This is a genomic window from Lachnoclostridium sp. An181, from assembly GCF_002160325.1.
GTDB lineage: Bacteria > Bacillota > Clostridia > Lachnospirales > Lachnospiraceae > An181.
Map to the genome: position 1 here is coordinate 87,546 of NZ_NFKJ01000010.1, position 17,926 is coordinate 105,471.

13 protein-coding genes, 1 tRNA gene and 1 pseudogene are annotated in these 17,926 nt (G+C 43.7%); 1 reads left to right on the forward strand and 14 read right to left on the reverse strand.

Translation table 11 applies throughout. The annotated features are described in order from the left end of the window. Positions 1-2: 2 nt before the first annotated feature. From B5F18_RS07945 to murB, 11 genes are all read right to left on the reverse strand, one after another. Positions 3-779 (reverse strand): heme-binding Shp domain-containing protein, encoded by a 777-nt coding sequence (locus tag B5F18_RS07945; RefSeq protein ID WP_204217097.1) that lies wholly within the window; start codon positions 777-779, stop codon positions 3-5. A 4-nt stretch (positions 780-783) separates the two neighbouring features. Next, entirely contained in the window at positions 784-2,547 is a 1,764-nt protein-coding gene (locus B5F18_RS07950) for an NEAT domain-containing protein (RefSeq protein ID WP_242955825.1), read from the reverse strand. Positions 2,548-2,762: 215 nt separating this feature from the next. Further along, on the reverse strand, positions 2,763-3,530 hold the full coding sequence (locus B5F18_RS07955; protein WP_087157142.1) for a hypothetical protein: 768 nt from the start codon (positions 3,528-3,530) through the stop codon (positions 2,763-2,765). A 136-nt stretch (positions 3,531-3,666) separates the two neighbouring features. After that, positions 3,667-6,939, reverse strand: coding sequence for a LamG-like jellyroll fold domain-containing protein (locus tag B5F18_RS07960; RefSeq protein WP_162607565.1), 3,273 nt, complete (start codon positions 6,937-6,939; stop codon positions 3,667-3,669). Positions 6,940-7,140: 201 nt separating this feature from the next. Beyond that, positions 7,141-8,286, reverse strand: coding sequence for a YibE/F family protein (locus tag B5F18_RS07965; RefSeq protein WP_087157144.1), 1,146 nt, complete (start codon positions 8,284-8,286; stop codon positions 7,141-7,143). 148 nt (positions 8,287-8,434) lie between these two features. After that, a tRNA-Glu gene (locus B5F18_RS07970) sits at positions 8,435-8,506 on the reverse strand. 65 nt (positions 8,507-8,571) lie between these two features. Beyond that, positions 8,572-9,513, reverse strand: coding sequence for a diacylglycerol/lipid kinase family protein (locus B5F18_RS07975; RefSeq protein ID WP_087157145.1), 942 nt, complete (start codon positions 9,511-9,513; stop codon positions 8,572-8,574). Between the two features lie 76 nt (positions 9,514-9,589). Next, positions 9,590-9,850: an HPr family phosphocarrier protein gene (locus B5F18_RS07980; RefSeq protein WP_087157146.1), complete on the reverse strand. Its 261-nt coding sequence runs from the start codon at positions 9,848-9,850 to the stop codon at positions 9,590-9,592. Continuing rightward, positions 9,847-10,806: a DNA-binding protein WhiA gene (gene whiA / locus B5F18_RS07985; protein ID WP_087157147.1), complete on the reverse strand. Its 960-nt coding sequence runs from the start codon at positions 10,804-10,806 to the stop codon at positions 9,847-9,849. The genes B5F18_RS07980 and whiA overlap by 4 nt, the downstream gene beginning before the upstream one ends. Positions 10,807-10,821: 15 nt before the next feature. Next, positions 10,822-11,700, reverse strand: a complete 879-nt coding sequence (gene rapZ / locus B5F18_RS07990; protein WP_087157148.1) for an RNase adapter RapZ — start codon at positions 11,698-11,700, stop codon at positions 10,822-10,824. 2 nt (positions 11,701-11,702) lie between these two features. Then, the gene (murB, locus tag B5F18_RS07995; protein WP_087157149.1) at positions 11,703-12,614 is read right to left on the reverse strand and encodes a UDP-N-acetylmuramate dehydrogenase; all 912 of its coding nucleotides are present in this window, start codon (positions 12,612-12,614) and stop codon (positions 11,703-11,705) included. Positions 12,615-12,772: 158 nt separating this feature from the next. Here murB and B5F18_RS08000 point away from each other — a divergent pair, with 158 nt between their 5' ends. Then, a complete protein-coding gene (locus tag B5F18_RS08000; protein WP_087157150.1) occupies positions 12,773-14,065 on the forward strand; it encodes an HlyC/CorC family transporter in 1,293 nt (430 codons plus the stop codon). A gap of 159 nt (positions 14,066-14,224) precedes the next feature. Here the strand turns inward: B5F18_RS08000 and B5F18_RS08005 are convergent, their stop codons facing one another. The 3 genes and pseudogenes from B5F18_RS08005 to B5F18_RS08015 form a co-directional block, all read right to left on the reverse strand. Beyond that, positions 14,225-14,971, reverse strand: coding sequence for a hypothetical protein (locus B5F18_RS08005; RefSeq protein ID WP_143468391.1), 747 nt, complete (start codon positions 14,969-14,971; stop codon positions 14,225-14,227). Between the two features lie 116 nt (positions 14,972-15,087). Continuing rightward, positions 15,088-15,834: pseudogene (locus B5F18_RS12990) on the reverse strand (N-acetylmuramoyl-L-alanine amidase); the annotation flags it as partial. A gap of 71 nt (positions 15,835-15,905) precedes the next feature. After that, positions 15,906-17,534, reverse strand: coding sequence for a recombinase family protein (locus tag B5F18_RS08015; protein ID WP_087157152.1), 1,629 nt, complete (start codon positions 17,532-17,534; stop codon positions 15,906-15,908). Positions 17,535-17,926: the final 392 nt, after the last annotated feature.

A 17,926-nucleotide genomic window follows, 5' to 3' on the forward strand; every position in this document is an offset into this window, starting at 1 on the left:
TTCTATTTCCTCTTTTTTACAAACAGGACAATGCCTGCAGCTGCAACAACTGCCACTGCCGCTCCAAATGCTGGCCAGACTGTGTTTTTGTTCTTTTCTTTTTTCTCTTCCTGTTTTTGGGCAGTGTCTTTGTCTTCCTGTTCCTGCGTTTCTGTTTCCGGCTGCTCTTGCTTTTGTTCTTCTGTCTCATTTATTTTCGCTGCCTGATTTGTATCGGTCGTCTCTGTTTCTCCAGCCGGTTTCACCATCTCACTGACAAAATTTCCGGTCCCTGCTGATGCGGATGCCATGTCCAGTTTGACAAAAAACTGCACTTCCCTTCCCATTGGATCCACAAACAGTTTTGGACTGATATACAGATCAGGAGAAACCACTTCAAACCGATAGTGATCGCACCTGTCCCCATCTCTTTCACAGCTGCCCGTCTTTGTGATCTCCACATCTTTATAAGTACCATCCGTATCCTGCACCTGTACTGCAACATTAGAAATATTCGACATCAGCCCAAATCCCAATGTCACATAGGTTTTGCCCCAAGACTGTTCTACAAGGGCCGTCTCCTCCACAATGCCTGCACACATGCTGTCGCCGAGCGCAATGTTGGTGCCCCCATCTACAGTCTTTCCAGTCTCAGGATTGGCATAGGAGGTTGTCCTTCCCACCGTATAAGCTCCATCGTCCAGTGCATAAACAGGTACAGCAGCCGCCATCAGGGCCGCCGCTGCAACTGCACTGCAAATCCATTTTTTTATCCATTTCTTTGCAATATTGTTCTTCATCTCTTTACCTCAAACCAACCTGTCTTTTTTTCACCAGCGCAACAAGCACTGCTCCTGCTGCAAGCAAGGTCACAAGCGGGATACTCATATCCATACCGTCTGCTGTCTTTGGAGCATTGGACGCACCGTAAACGCTGCCTTTTGCAGGTTCTTTTACATTTACATTTGTATCTTCCGCATCTTTGGATACAAGCTTGAGGCCTGTGTAGTCCACACGGATCCTCGCATCAATATCCTGGTTTCCCATGATCGCCACATGCGGATTTACTTTCACTTTGATGTACTCATTTTTGTGAGGAAGTGCAAAGGAGAAACAAGTCGGATTTCCATTTGCATCTTTACTCTCCACTTTTGCACTTGTGTAGTTTCCATTGTTACCTTCCACTTTCATCTCCTGAAGACTTGCGGTGATATTTCCCATTGTCATCTGTTTTGTGTAGATATACATGGTCGCCTTCCCGCCTTTTACAACAATGCGGGCTGTACTGTTTACAGAGTCTGCTGCCATTGACGGCGCATTGTTTGTGGCATGCCACAGCCACACCGGAACTTCATAGATTCCGTCAGAAAGATTGTTTTTGTCAACCTTTCCTGTGTCTGTCTGTGGTTTTTTTGTATCATCCACTGTTTCTTTTTCTTTCAGACCATTCACTGCATTTCGGATCGCGGATGCCATTTTGTCCACCTTTGCCTGCTCATTGATCTTTAAGCCTCTCTTGACCGCTGCCTTTGCATCGTTTACAGCTTTCACTGTCTCGTCTGTATACTTGCTAAGATCTGCAGGGATCTTTGAGAGCGCCTCATCCACTTTGCTGTAGTCGGCATCTTTGTACTGCAGATCTGCAATCGCCATTTTCAGAGCCTCTGCGGCTGCATTGACTTCTTCCTGATTTACGGTATCTGCGCCTGCATCGTACAGTTTCTGTGCTGTTTCTTTTGCATCGCTTACTTTTTTTGCAGATTCATCCGTATATTGGCTTAGATCATTCGGCACACTGTTGAGAGCATTTAAAAGTTCTGTAAAATCCACATTCCCAACAGGAACTAGTATCTGTGGAATCCCCACCTTGCACCCTGTGATGACCGTTTCCAGATCTTTGAGAGTTGCATCCTTTGAATCTGCAAGCTGTTTCATCGCATTGATCATGTTCCATGCTTTTTTCCAGCTTTCCGGAGTATAGTTTTCTTCTTTCAAGCTGTTTAACTTTTCAAGTTCAGCCTTTGCCTCGACACGTTTGTTTTCCAATGTTTCCTTTTCCAAAACTGCTGACAGATCAAGGCTTAATGTGGCTGTAATATTCACAGAGCCCATAAAGTCTACATTGACATGCAAAGCATATGTTCCGCTGTTGTCTGTCAGCGGAATAGAGACTTGATCCGGTACCTGGGTTCCTGATGCATTTGTCTTTTCGGAAAGTACGGTACCTTCTTTGATATTGGAAATGTTTACGGCAATTCCCATAATGCTCATCTCTTTTGTTGTTACAATAGCTGACTTACTGCCGTCCGCCTTAACCTCCACGATTGCGGTGTCGCCGAGCGCCTTTTTAAATGGTCCCTTCACCTGCTCCGCGATCATCGGAGGTGCACTGCCCATGTCTGCTTCCAGATTTGTGATTGCAGCCTCCATCTTAAATGCTGCGCCTTTACTTTCCTTTTCTGCAGCCTTTACGCCTGTCCCCTGGAACATCCCCACAGTCAGCGCTGCCGCCATGGCAACCGCACAGATTCTTTTAAGGGGCCTGCTATTGATGAATCTCTTTCTCATATTTGTCCTCCTTTACATATGAGTAGTTTGTTGTCACTAACTTATGTAGTTTAAAAAAAGCAACCTTCCGCTGCCTTTAAGCGATGTGTAGTATAACATACTTTTGTTCCCTGTCAAACCTCAACTTTGTTGCAGGGCTGCTACATTTTCTCAGAAAGTTAGTTTCAACTTACTTTTCGCCCTCTCTTTTCATTGTTGCAGCCGTGCAACATTTATCAAAAAATAAACACTGTCAGGCTCAGAACTTCTTCCGCACCGTGTTCCTGCACTTTTACCTGCACTTCACCGTGGAGCATTCTGCCCTTTTCAGTTCCAATACTGATAAACCGAAGAAACTTGGCAGGAAACAGCAGGACGGAACCATTCCTCTCAAAATTTCTGTAATTTTCTCCATCCCAGTACCAAAACTTGGTATACCTTTTTTCAAAAGATACCCGAATCTGGACAATTCCAATCCTGTTTTTGATCTCCAAAAGCCCCGGATGTGCAAATTCCTGATTCCATCTGGAAATATGTCCGTTTTCTATATTTGTGTACATCATAAACGGCAGATGGTATACTCCATTCTCCCAGTACCTGCACAGCTTTTCGCCGCCAAATGTTGTCCCGTCACGAAACATCATCTTTACCCTTCCACAGCCTTCCTTTTCCCTGAGCCTTTGAAAGGTTTCATCCGTACAACAAAGAGCCATAAAAATTGCATCTTTTTTTGCATCTGCCTGCCCAATTCCCTCATGCAGCAGATACTCAAGAGCAATGTCAAGCCTGTCTTTATATCGTTTTGCCGCCTGCTCACCTGCTTTTGTCAAAAACGGTCTTCTTCGATTTGTTCTGTCCAGATACCCGGATTTTTCCAGCGCGCCCATGGTACGGCTTATAGTATATTTTTCTTCCCCCAAAAGCTGTGCCAGATTTGTCACACTGCAGTCCTTGGCCTCCAAATCAAAAAAACAGATGAGTACTCTCAATTTTAGTTGATCCATTTTCTCCTCCGTAGTTAGCTATTTCTAACCCTTATCTCCAATAAGGTAACAGACGTAACAAAAAATGTCAAGAAACAAACAAAGAGGATGCCGTATCAGATACGGCTCCTCTTTGTTTTTTCATATCCTGTTTCTGTTATACTCTCTTTTTTCTGGCGAAAGACCATCCTGCTGCCAAAGCCGCCATCAGCATTACTGCCAGGGCAGCCGTTGCCGCAGTGGTGTCCCCTGTCTTTACACTCTTAACCGCAGAAGTTTTCTGATTATTTACCTCTCCACTACTTTCTGTGTTTCCTGATACATTTGCACTCAATATTGTTGTCCCTTCTTTTTCTGCCTTGACCGTCAGCTCTCCTGATTCCTCCACCTCTTTGATGGATGCCTCAAGGTTTTTCACTGCGCCGTCCACCTCTTCTTTTGTTGCCTGTTCATTGTCATACACAGCAACTGCTTTAGCAAGGACCACACCAAACCTGTCTGCGATCTCTTCTTCACAGCCTTCCATACTCATATCCTTTGCTTTTCCGATCAACTGTTCCAGGGCACTTTTATCTGGTTTCAGCCTCAAATCCGCCATTGTATTTAAAAGCTCCTTCCAGGCTGCATCCACTTCTTCCTGCATAGCATTTTCATCAGACTGTACTTTTTTTGCAGCCTCAAGCGCTGTCAAAAACTCTTCCTGTCCCTGTTCCAGATAGTTGTCAAGATTCAACCCTTGTGCAAGTGCAATGACTTTTGCGAGGTCTGTCTTTTCTCCCTGTTTAAACGAGAAATACTGCATCCATGTAATCAGTTCCTTCCAGGTTTCATCGATATCTTCCTGGGTGATCGATGGATCCCCTGACTGAGCTTTTTCAAGGAGCGCCTGTGCTTTGTCACGGGCCGCCTCAAATTTTGCCACTACAGAAGGCAGCACTCCCTGTGTGTCTGCATTATCTGCAAGTTCCAGCGCGTACTCCAGCACTGCTGTGGACACTTGATCCGCCTCTTTTCCATCCACAGAGATGGTATAAGTCATATCTCTTACATTCCCCGCTTTATCCACTGCTGTGTAGGTCAGCTTATATGTTCCCGCCTCCGGCACAAATGTAGTCTCTTCTGTCTCGTTTTTCTCTCCTCCGATCACCAGCACTTCATTTAATGTCTGGTCTGTGACCACTGCTTTCAATGTCACGATCGTGCTGTTGTCCGCTGCCTTTGCAGCCGGGATCACATACTCCCTTCCTTCTGTTCCATTTGCCGCCGGCTCTGCTGCCACCTGGATGAGCGGCTGCTGTTTATCGAGGGTTGTCAGATCTCTGTTTGCCAGCATGTTTACCTGTTTTGCACTCAATGGCTCGCCATAAATGCGCGCTGTGGAAATTTCTCCCACCATCGGAGATTGTACGCCTCCGTTGGAACCGCTGTCTCCGCCGATAACATAGTATCTGGATGCATTAGGCGGAGTTTTTACTTCTCCTGTCGCATTTATACTGGCAGCTTTTTTGCCATTCAGGTACAAAGTCACTTTTTTGCCATCGTATGTCAATGCTGCATGATACCATTTTCCATACTCAAGCCCTGCGGATGCTGTCGGAATTTTGTAGGAACCATTTAAATGTACCCATCCTTCCAGATTCGCTTTTCCACTCTCGCTGCTCTTTGAAATCTCAAAGCCAATTCCCGCAGACTCCATGTTGCCGAATAAATCCACGTAACTTCCGGAAAATTCATCTACTTTAAACACAGATTCCAAAGTGAATCCGTCGTTGATCTTGTCATAGTCCTGTTCAGACCAAGGTGCCCGGAATGCCTCTGATGCCTTGCCGGTAAATACTGCTGTCTCTTTTCCAAGTTCTTCGCTCATACCAATGTTGGAGCCATCACTGCCCTCCAGAGCATGTGCTTTTTCTGAATGATCTAAAGCCTGTCCGCCGGAGAAATCCACATCCAGCATGTCCGCTTTTGGGACGCCCAAGATCATATCGTCAAATCCCGGCTCACTGTCAGACTGTCCGGTTGTCGTAAAATTGGCGGAAAGATAATTTTCACTCACCTGCTGATATGCATTGATCGCGTGGATCTGCACTTCATAAGACGTTCCCGGCTCCAGATCAGGCGCTGTCTGCTCCATTGTTTCCGGCATCGGAAGTAAATAGTAATTGGACCATGTCTTAAATGTCTTGTCAACATTTCCGGTCTTCGTGTTGATAAAATCATATCTGTAGGAATGCACGATATCTCCCACATTGTTCTCAGCTACTTTTGCCTGTGTGAATGTCAGATCAGCGCTGTCGTCCGTAACATTGCTGACAGTCAGTTTTGCATCCTCGTCAAAGTATGGAGCCTTAGCGTTCTCCTGCCTGTCATCTGTATAAGGAAGCGTATCTTTTACATCAAATGTCCATGTCTGTGGAATCCACTGGTCTGCGAGGAAGTCGTAGTTTTTGATCGTCACCCTGCTGCCGTCTGCCTCCACAACAAGTCCCTGCGCAATCTGGCTTGCATTAGGCGGGATACTACCATAAATCATTCCCGTTTCCATCTCCATGTAAGATAAGGTTACGGTGTTGACTGCCGTGTATCCCCCGTCCTGCCAGATACTTGTTGGCATATTGTTCGGACTGTGGATATGTCCTGAAAAGGTCACTGCTGTCGGATAATCTTTAAAGAAATCATCCAGGCCGCTTCCATACCATTCATTTGACACATAGAATGTATTCTTGATAGGGTGGTGGAAGAATACAAAGATTGGTTTATTCGGGTCATCCGCGTACGCGGCGTCCATCTGTTCCTTTAACCAGGATGTGACATAACTGTAATTTCCGCCGCCGTGAGAACTTGCCTTTCCTGTCTCCTCATCCAATGTCCCGCTGCCCGGGCTCACTGTGATGAAATGGTATCCATTTAACACCTTGTGGTCATTTGGTTTATTTCCTGTTGTCGCGATAAATCTGTCTGCACTGTTTCCCTCGTGGTTTCCCATGGTTGCGATCAATGGAATGGTCAGGTTTTCGTCCTTGATTTCTTTCCATGTATCATACTCGGACTGCGCTCCTGTGTCTGTCAGGTCACCGTCCACAACCATACTGTCCACACCTGAGTTGCTGTAAAACTGAAACGCTTTTTTCAGTCTTGCCTGCTCAGTTGCTTTTGCGGCTGTCACATGGGTGTCTGAGACAACACCAAAACTTACATCTGCCTGGCTGCTTACAATGTCTTCCGTCTCTCCGTCCTCAGCGATTATACCGTTGGCTGCCATAGGTTCATCCATTGTCTCCTGCGACTTTTCGGGTGATTCACCTGCCCCTGTCTCATTTACAGTCCGGACATTGTCCGCTGCCTGTACAAAGGATGGGCCGCTTAGTGATGTCAATGTTGCCATAGTCAGCACAATGGCACATAATTTCTTTACTGTCATCTTTTTCATCGCCATTTTCTCTCCTTTTTTGTATACTTGTTTTTTCTTACACTCTGGATTGTACCGGATGATTGTCATCGTTTTATTTGCCCGCCGTAAAACGTAAGTTAATTCTTTTCCCTCTTTTTTCTTTTTCTGTAAAATAAGTCCAAAAATCAAAAAAGAAAGTAAAACATGTCCAATCCGGCCACTTTACTTTCTTTTTTATCATTATCCTATTTTTCTTTTATATAGGAAAGATGATACCACAGATGTGATCGGCACAGTCAGAATGACCGCCATTGTCCCGGAAAGGCCCTGTCCCACTTCAATGGCAAGAAAATCCGAACTCATAAACTGATGGTACTTAATCCCATATGCCGTCAGCACAAGAAGTGTGGAAAGCCCGCTTCCTGTAAAAGCAAGTATCAACGTATTGCTCATCGTTCCGATCATGTCTTTCCCCACATTCAGGCCGGACATAAAAAGCTGTTTTGCCGTAAGTTCCCTGTTCACTTCGAGCACCTCGTAGATAGCAGATGCGATAGACATGCCAACGTCCATGACCGCGCCGAGCGATGAGATGAGCACTCCCGCAAAGAGTACCTCCGCTATCTTAAGTTTCGTATTTCCCGCTATCAGTACCATAAAGTCCGTCTCATCCGTATTATACCCGGAAATATGCAGGAAATAGGAGATACCTGCAAAAATCACCCCTACAAGCAGCACGCCGAGCGCGGTTCCAATAATGGCAGACAATGTTTTCCTGCTAAATCCATTGAGGAACAATAAAGTTACCGCAGTGGTGATCACTACAGTCGCAATTGCAGCCAACACCGGGGAATATCCCATATATATGATGGGAATCATCCACAGGACAATGGTGAACAGTGTAAATGCAAGTCCCAATATAGCTCTGATGCCTTTGAACCCTCCTATCAAGATCATCATAAGAAAGAAAAGGATCACAAAACCGTAAATAAACGGCGAACGATAATAGTTGTATATTAAAAAATACGGCTCACTTCCCTTGGGATCATCCTGGGATAAAATCACCCTTGTCCCAGGCTCCACAAACACATTGCTGGACGCAGTGAGATAATTTTCAATCTCGACAATCTCGCCCTTATATTTCCCTTCCAGCACCTCTGCCTTTACCTTTTGAGCCCCAAGATACCGGTTGTCATTTGTCTTATCCTTCTCCAGCTCATCGTTGGACACTTCTTTTACAATTCCTTTCACATAAGTGATATCTGTGTTGTTGTAGTGTTTATAGTTTTTTTGAATCCTCCCATTCCAAACCAGCACCCCTGCCACAAAAAGAATGGCCAGGATACCCAGTAGGATCTCTGCTTTGTGTTTTTGTATTGAAACCATCTCTTCCCTCCTAAACTTTTAATTCCCAAAAAGTATAGCAGAGAATTTTTAAAGACAGATTCAATGGATATCAAAAGTAAGTTAAATCTCCTCTTATTTTTATATAAAAAACGCCGACAATCTTTTTCAGATTGCCGGCGTTATATAATGACCCCAAGGGGAATCGAACCCCTGATTCGACCGTGAGAGGGTCGCGTCTTGACCGCTTGACCATGGGGCCGTCTCACTCGTACTTGCATATTATAATACAGTTTTGTCGAATATGCAAGTACTTTTTTTAATTTTTTATTTTTCTTCCTGCAGTTTCTCCACAGCATATGCACTCAGACCTTCCATTGCCTCCGGATCCACCATGATCTCCAGCTTTTGTTTCTCGTTTTCAATGGTAACCGTGTCATGGTCTCCGCCAAATTCTCCGTCCAGTGTCCAGGGAATTTCCTCCAGAGATTCAAAATGGATTTTTGCGGCCTTAAATGTATACATATGCTTTGTATTAACCTGTTCTACAAGAAGGGCTGCAATGATCTCCTGCAGTTCCAGCGGATTTTTCGGCATCTTGATGAGTGTCACCTCGAACACACCGTCATCAAAGACCACATTTTTTCCTATCATATTGCGGAATCCCCCGACAGATTTTGAATTTGTCACCATGCCAAACACAAAATTGTCCTCCAGCTCATGCCCATCATAGTTCACCTTAATATGGTAAGACTTTACATTAAAAAGCCTTTTGGTCCCTTCCAGCACATACGCAAGATGACCTAAGACATTTTTCATCTGCTGGTTTGTCTGATAGGAGACATCCGTAAAAAGCCCGAAAGCCGCAATATACACAAATGTATTGTGATTGAATTTTCCTACATCACACCGGAACGCCTTTCCGTTCACAGCCACATCCGCTGCTTTTCGTATATCCTTTGGAATATGCAGACTGTTTGCAAAATCATTTGTTGTACCTGCCGGAATATAGCCGATCGGAATCTTCTTATCTCTTCTCATCATTCCGCTGACAGCCTCGTCCAAAGTCCCGTCTCCTCCACTGCACACGAGCAGCTCATACTCATCTCCGAAATTTTTAACTTTGTGATAACCATCCCGGTATTTCTGTGTCGGATAAACAGTCACTTCGTACCCTGCTTTCACAAAAATATCGATTACATCCATCAAATGTTGTTTCAGGGCTCCTGTTCCTGCGTTTGGATTGTACACAAAAAGTAACTTTTTCATAAGCCTCCTTCCTCCCCTGTATGGAAAAGGGCGCTGCAAAACTCTTGTTCATTGTTTGCACCACCCCGTGTTTTCACTATTTTTTTACTTTTTCAAAAAAAGCTTCGATTCCCTGTGCTGCCTCTTCTTCGTCTGTCCCTTCTGTTACTACTGTAAGATTTTCACCGCCTGCCAACTTCAGGCTCATCATTCCCATAATGCTCTTGGCATTGATTTTTTTATTTTCAATCTCAATGTGGACTTGGCTGGTATATTTGCTTGCCTCCTGTACCAACAAGGCTATAGGTCTCGCATCAAGTCCTTCTTCACCTTTTACCATAATTGCTTTCTTAATCATAATAGTACCTCCTTGCTTTCCCGCACTTTTCCGGCAATCTCACTCAATTTTCTAAGCCGGTGGTTTATTCCGGACTTCCCGACTGGTGGAGTCAGTAAAGCCCCTAATTCTTTCAAAGTTGCATCCGGATGTCCAAGGCGGGCAATTGCCGTCTCCCTCAATCCATCCGACAATTTTTCAAAACCAATTGTATTTTGGATGTATTTGATATCTTCCAGTTGTTTTACAGCTGCCGACACAGTTTTGTTGATATTCGCTGTCTCACAGTTCACCTTACGGTTTACTGTGTTTCTCATCTCCTTGAGAATGCGGACATTTTCAAATTCCATCAGTGCAACATGTGCTTCCATAATATTCAACGCATCCACAATCTGCGTTCCTTCTTTTAAATACACAACATATACCTTTTTCCGCTTTACGATTTTCGCATCCATCTCAAAGCTTTTCATGATCTGCTGAATCTGCTCAGCTTTCTTTTCGCTGGCGCACACAATCTCCAAATGATATGCTTTATGCGGATCACTCATGGAGCCCCCTGCAAGAAACGCCCCTCTTAAAAACGCTCTCTTACAACAGGCATTTTGGATAACAATATTGCGCACAATGGAAAGTTCCTCACGGATTTCTCCGTCCGTCCCCTTCAGTTTCACTGCCTGGATGATGCGGGATGCATCCTGGGGATTTCCGACAGCAACCAGATAAGAAATACTTCCTTTCTCACAGTTATACCTAACCGCGACATCAGTTCTTATATTAAAACCTTTTTGTATTAAAGTAAAGCATTTTCTTGCAACAGAGAGATTTTCTGTTTGAATCTTTAACCTCATCTGATTCCTGCTGTCAAAAATTACATTTCCACACATGCTGATGATAGCAGAAAGCTCTGCAATCTGACAGTGCCTTGCCCTGTTCCATTGTCTGGACAGCTCTTCCTTTACCTCTCCTGAAAATGACATAGTTCCCTCCGCAGCCTACTTCGCTTTTGTGATCGCATCTTTTTCTATATCCCTGTGTTCTATCTTCAGTCCAAAGTCTTCCTCGCCAAGAAGATTTTTATACAGCTCATCGGCAAGTGTGACGGAACGGTGCTTTCCTCCTGTGCATCCGACAGCGATGACAAGCTGATTCTTACCTTCGGCAATATAGTTTGGAATGAGAAAATTTACCATATCTGTCAGTCTCGCCAGAAATTGTTTGGATTTTTCATTGTTCATGACATACTCATGTACAGGAACGTCGTTGCCGCTAAGCGGTCTTAATTCTTCAATATAATATGGATTTGGCAGGAAACGGACGTCAAAGACAAGGTCCGCATCCGAAGGAATTCCGTATTTAAACCCAAAGGACAGGATCGTAATGTATAAGTTTTTATAATTTTTTTCATCCACAAAAATGTGATTGATCTCTTTCCGGAGTTCTCTTGTCAAAAGCTGGCTCGTGTCAATGATATAATCCGCTTTTCCTTTCAAAAAAGATAGAAATTTCCTTTCTTCCTGAATGCCCTTGTCCACGCGCCCGTCTTTTGCAAGCGGATGGCTGCGTCTTGTCTCCTTATATCGCTTTACCAACACATCTTCCTTTGCATCCAGAAACAGGATCTGATATTTCAAAGAAGATTTTTCCAGGCCCTCAAGTGTTTTCTCCATCTCTTTTAAGCCTGCTCCGCTTCGCACATCAATTCCCAGGGCAACTTTATTCATCTCTGTTGTCGGCACACACAGGATTTCCGCAAGTTTTGGTATCAGCTGCACCGGCAGATTGTCGATGCAAAAATATCCTGCATCCTCCAACATCTTCAGCGCCGTACTCTTGCCGGCTCCGGACATCCCTGTCACTATCACCAATTTCATCCTTAGAATTCTCCCACTTTCTTTACTTCTGTCTCCAGCGCTACACCGGAGTTTTCCTTCACTCTTTTTTGAACCTCTTCGATCAGTTTGATGATCTCCAGGGCTGTTGCATTATCCTTGTTGATCACAAACCCGCAGTGCTTTTCGGATACCTGAGCTCCGCCAAGTGCAAACCCGCGAAGTCCTGCATCGTCAATAAGTTTCCCTGCAAAATACCCTTCCGGCCTTTTGAACGTGCTGCCTGCACTTGGATATTCCAAAGGCTGTTTGGAAGTACGCCTTCCCTTTAAATCTTCCATATATTCCCGGATCTTTTCCTTATCGTCTTTTTTTAATACAATTCTTGCATCCAGGACAATATAATTTTTTTCTGCCACCACACTTGTCCGGTATCCAAGCTTTAATGCATCCTTTCCAAGCTCCAGAATTTCTCCTTCAGGTGTCAGCACACGCACCATGTCAAGCACATCCTTCATCTCTCCGCCGTAAGCCCCTGCGTTCATCACCACAGCGCCTCCCAGTGTACCCGGGATGCCGGATGCAAATTCCAGACCTGTAAGCCCTGCATTTAATGCTGCGCCTGCAATCTTTGACAACAGGGCGCCTGCCATGGCCGTGATAGTCTCACCATCCACCTCAATCTCATTCATATCCTTTGCAATCTGGATGACAACGCCCCGGATGCCTTTGTCCCCGACGAGAAGATTACTGCCGTTTCCCATAATAAAATACGGAACCTTCTCTTCTTTACAAAGATTGATGACAGCTGCTATTTCATCGGCGTTTTTCACAGTCACAAAATAATCTGCGTTTCCCCCCACGCGGAACGTCACATGCTTTTTCATGGGCTCATCCTTTTTGATTCTCTCCCCGTCCATCAGGCCTGCCAGCCTCTGCTCAAAATCCAATACCATATACCTTCTCTCCTGTTTTGTTTTTCTGTTCTTTAGAATACAACAACGTTCCGTGAAATTCAACCGCAGATGGACGACATGATAAAATAATTGCAAAATCGTATAAAATAGGATATAGTAAATCTGTATATCTTTATTAAAAAGGAGTGAATATATCATTGGACTCGAGTGTCGTCGGACAAATTATTATTCTGGTGATTTTGCTTGGGCTTTCCGCCTTTTTTTCCTCTTCAGAGACCGCGCTTGTATCTGTCAGCCAGATTCGTATGCGTACACTTGCCGAGGAAGGAAATAAGCGTGCAAACCTTGTGCTTAGCATCACCGCCAATTCCGGAAAAATGCTCAGTGCCATCCTGATCGGAAACAACCTTGTCAACACTGCAGCAGCTTCCATCACAGCCACTGTTGCCTATCGTTTTGGCGGAGTCTGGGTGAGTGCAGGTACCTTTATCATCACATTGCTGATCCTTCTTTTCGGAGAGATCACACCAAAGACCATGGCCACTGTCCACGCGGAAAAAATCGCGCTTGCTTACGCGCCGGTCATTCATTTTATCATGCTGATCATGACTCCGTTTATATTCATTATCAATGGAATGTCCAGAGGACTTTTATTCCTCCTTCGCGTTAATCCAAATGCGAGGAACACGTCCATGACTGAGACAGAACTTCGGACCATTCTTGACGTCAGCCATGAAGATGGTGTCATTGAATCCGGAGAAAAAGAACTGATCTACAATGTTTTCGATTTAGGTGATGCAAAGGCAAAAGATGTCATGGTCCCACGCGTGCACGTCACATTTGCGGATGTGGAGAGCAGCTACGGGGAACTCCTCGATATCTTTCGGGAGGACAAATTCACAAGGCTTCCCGTATTTGAAGGCACAACAGACAACGTCATCGGAACGATCAACATGAAAGACCTTCTTCTTTTTGATAAAAAGGAAGATTTTCATGTTCGTGATATTTTACGCGAACCTTATTTCACTTATGAATATAAAAATATATCTGAACTTCTTGTGGAGATGCGGGATGCATCCTTCAACATTGCGATCGTTCTGGACGAATACGGAGAGACTGCAGGACTGATCACCCTTGAAGATATCCTCGAGGAGCTGGTTGGTGAAATCCACGATGAGTACGATGAAGAGGAAGAAGAATATATCAAAAAGATCGGACCTTTGGAGTATTCTGTAGAAGGCTCCATGAACCTGGACGATCTGGATGATGAGCTTGGCCTGGGACTTGAATCAGAAGATTATGACTCCCTGGGCGGTTTTATCATCGAGCAGCTTGATCGTCTTCCGGAAGAAGGAGACGAGATTGAAACAGAAACTCATATTCGCCTGAAAGTTGACAAACTGGACAAAAACCGCGTTGAGCGCGTGCATGTGTTTCTTCCGGAAGGATTCAAAACCCCATTAACAGACGAAACAAAAGAGGATGCCTAAATTGCATCCTCTTTTTTGTCTCTATTGCCGGTCTTCAATTTCTTCTACCCACTGTTCCTGCGCTGCCTGCTCTTCTGTTTTTCCGGTGTCCTTGTCCGCAAGCACGCCATAACTGCAGACACCTGCCACTCTGTGAGATTTTGGTGAATTTTCTATCGTTTATTGTTCTTCTTCCGGCTCCTCCCCGGTCAGATGCATAATATCTTTGATCTCCCTTTCCGTCAGATGCATCTCTTCCATCAATTCATCTATCATGACTTTTCTCCCAAGCTCATCTGTAAGTTTTGTGATCGCCTCATCCAGCTCTTTTACCTTCTGAACCATTTTCCGCTCTTTCTTTCCAGTCTCGGTCTGTTCTTCAATGAACGCTAAAATTCCCTGGCGTATCTCCTGACAGATGGTTTCGTCGACTTTATCAATGTCATTCACATTTTCAAGGGCCAAAAGAAGATTCATATTTCCCTCCTGCACTAGATCCCCAAAGAAAATTTGCGGCTGATACAGCTCTTTTGCAATGTCTGCAACCTTGCCCATGTACAACTGTAAAAGTCTTTCTTTTGCACTTTCATCTCCGTCTTTTAAGAGCAAAAACAACTTTTCCTTTTCTCCCTCCTGCTCCGGCTGCAGCCGAAAAACTTCCTGCATATATCTTGCAAGGAACGCCTCCTCTTCCGGCTGCATGGAAATCTCTTCTGTTTCCCGGATCACTCCGCCTTTCTTCTCATATCCTTTGACAATGATCTTCTGAGCATTGAGATAGTCAAACACCAGCGCCATCTGCTCATCCGATAAGTTTTCATTTTCAAATATTTTCTCGGCCTCTTCTGTAGTGATCCTGCCGCCGTTTATTCTGGCACACTCCAGTACTTCCGAGAGTTTTTGTTTAAAGTCCAAATGTTCCTTCATCCATTTCCCTCCGTTGTCTTTTGTTTTTGTTCTATTATACGTTTCCTTTTGCCCCGGCGCAAGGAGAAAGGCTCTGCCGCTGCTTTGCATGCGCCTTTTTTACGTTACATTACGTTTCACTGCGCTACATTCACGATCACTGTCTGAAATCCGTCCTGTTTCAGGCGCCTTTCCATGGCAGCGGCCTCATCCAATGTTTCATAACTTCCGACCAAAACCCTGTAAAGACCGTTTCCTTCCTCCAGGTAGGCCGGGTATTCCTCCTCTAAAAGTTCATTCAAAAGATTCATTGCATAGTTACGATTTCTGAAAGCGCCTGTCTGCACAGCATAGTCTGCCCTTCCTCCCACGCCATCAGCCGAAATACCGAGGGGCTGCAAAATTCCATCTGCAATGGCCTGTGCAACAGCATTAAAATTATCGTCCAATAGTTCATTGTCCGTATCAGAATTGATAAAACCTGCCTCCACAAGCAGTGCAGGCATCTTCGTCCGTTTCAGCACCACCAAATTCGGGCGCTCCTTCACTCCAAGATTCCGAAATCCCAGTGTCTCCATATTTTGATTGATAGCCTGTGCCATTTCATATTTGATTCCATCTTTATTGTAGACAAGCGTTTCCACACCTGATGCTGAATTTGGCGTTGGATTTGAGTTGCGGTGAATGGACACAAAAAAGTCCGCCCCAGACTCGTTAGCCTCCATTGCTTTTTCGTACGGTGACTCATAAACATCTGTTGTCCTTGTGTATTCCACATCCAGCCCGCGATCCTCAAGTATCTGCCCAACAGCCAGGACAAGCGCAAGTGCATCATCCTTTTCCTGCCGTCCATTGTATACAGCCCCCGGATCTCTTCCTCCATGTGCTGGTTGTTATTAGCGCAAGTGTTGTATTTTTCCCTAAGAAAATAAAGGGAATAAGAATTGTGCTGAAATTAGATAGCCTTTTTCTCCATGTCAACGCTGTACACGTTTGAAAATAAATGTTCCAGTTCATCTCCAAAGTTATAACGAATTTTTATTTTGCGGTTTTCATATACTGTTATCTCGTCTATCATCTCAACCACAATGTCTCTGTCAAGCTCTTCAATGTCTTTCAGTTCCAACAATCGTTTTAACCATGGCGTCTCAAAAACATCTTCTGTAACAGTTTCCTTTTTCTTCGCTTCCAGCGTTTCAATTTGTTTAGAATAAAGCGCTTCCTTTTGTTGATAGTCCTCTCGATAAGAAAGATATTCTTCTTTAGAAATCAACTCGTCTTTATAATCTTCGTAGATTGATTTTTTCAGCTTTTTCACTCTTTCAAGCTCTGCCTTTACTTTTATCAGTTCTGTGTTTGTCGAGTTCTTTATCTTCAATTCAGTACAAGACTGCTTTTTTATAAGCTCCTGCAAATTCTCCACATTGCGGATAATTGCTTTCAAATCACCCAAAACAATATCATTTAATACTTGAAACGGGAGAGTGTGTGGTGTGCAGTAGTCTTTACCGCTTCTTTTGTAAGTACCACAGTAAAATGAATATGACTTGCTTCCGTCGGCACGTCGCCAGAAATTCTTCATCATGGAGCGTCCACAGTCGCCACATTTGATAAAGCCAGCAAAGATATTTTTGTTTGTTTCCAAATCTATATCTCGGTGCTTTTTTGATAAGAGCTTTCGAACCTTATCCCATGTGTCCCGATCTATAATCGGCTCATGAGTATTTTCCACCCGTACCCAGTTCTCTTTATCGACCTTGTGTTGTTTGCCACGCATACGTTGATGTTTCTTTCCCTGTATCATATTCCCTATATACATTTCATTATGTAACATGGTGTTGATAGTAGAATATGTCCAATAAGAAGTGGTTTTCAGACGATTACAGTTTTTGTAATTCTCCCCATTCAGTTTTTTATATTCCGACGGGCAAAGAATACCTTCTGCATTTAGTTGTTTTGCAATGCTTTGCTTTCCAATTCCCTGTGCATACATAGCAAATATGCGTTTTACAACTTCCGAAGCGTATTCATCAATTACCAGCTTATTTTTATTCACAGGAGATTTTTTATATCCATAGCTTGTAAATGCTCCAATAAATTCTCCCGCTTTCTGTTTTGATTTTACAGTTGCTTGAATTTTATTTGAAATATCTCTGGCATACTGCTCATTGAAGATATTCTTAATAGGAAGCAACATATCATATGCCTGTTTGATACTGTCGATATTGTCTGATACTGATATAAAGCGGACGCCCAATTCTGGAAATATTCTCTCCAGATATCTTCCTGTGTCGATATAATCTCTTCCAAAACGAGACAAGTCTTTCACGACTACACAATTTACTTTTTTATCTTCAATATCCGCAATCATTTTCTGGAAAGCCGGACGATTAAAATTTGTACCTGTATAGCCGTCATCAATGTAAATATCATATAAGATAAAGTCGTCATGTCTGCTCACATATTCTGTTAAAAGTTTTCGCTGATTTCCTACACTGTCGCTTTCTTCCTTATCGCCATCCTCTCTTGATAATCTGATATAAATAGCTACGTTAAATAAGTTTAAAACCTTTTGAAGTTTCATCTATTACACCTATTCAACTGCCGTACCTATAGTAATATTATACCATAAAACACGGCATTTTCCTATTGCTTTCATACCGATTTTTCCCATAAATACGGGCTTTTCAAGTGCTTTCTGACGATACGGACAAGTAATTCTTCTACAGTAATTTTAGAGAGAAATTCTCGTTCAACTGTATATTGGACTGCTTCTTTTTTTGCCAATTTTTACTATTCTCCTTTCTAAGGTTATCTATTTTCAGCATACGCAAAATGGCTTATCCAATATGCGTATTTCATTGTATAAGCAGACAGACGGCTCTGGAAAAGCTCCGCTGGTATCTCAACCAATCTCATTCCTATGAGCAAAACCACCTCTGGGACGTATCATTATCCTGTGAATACAGGTCATGG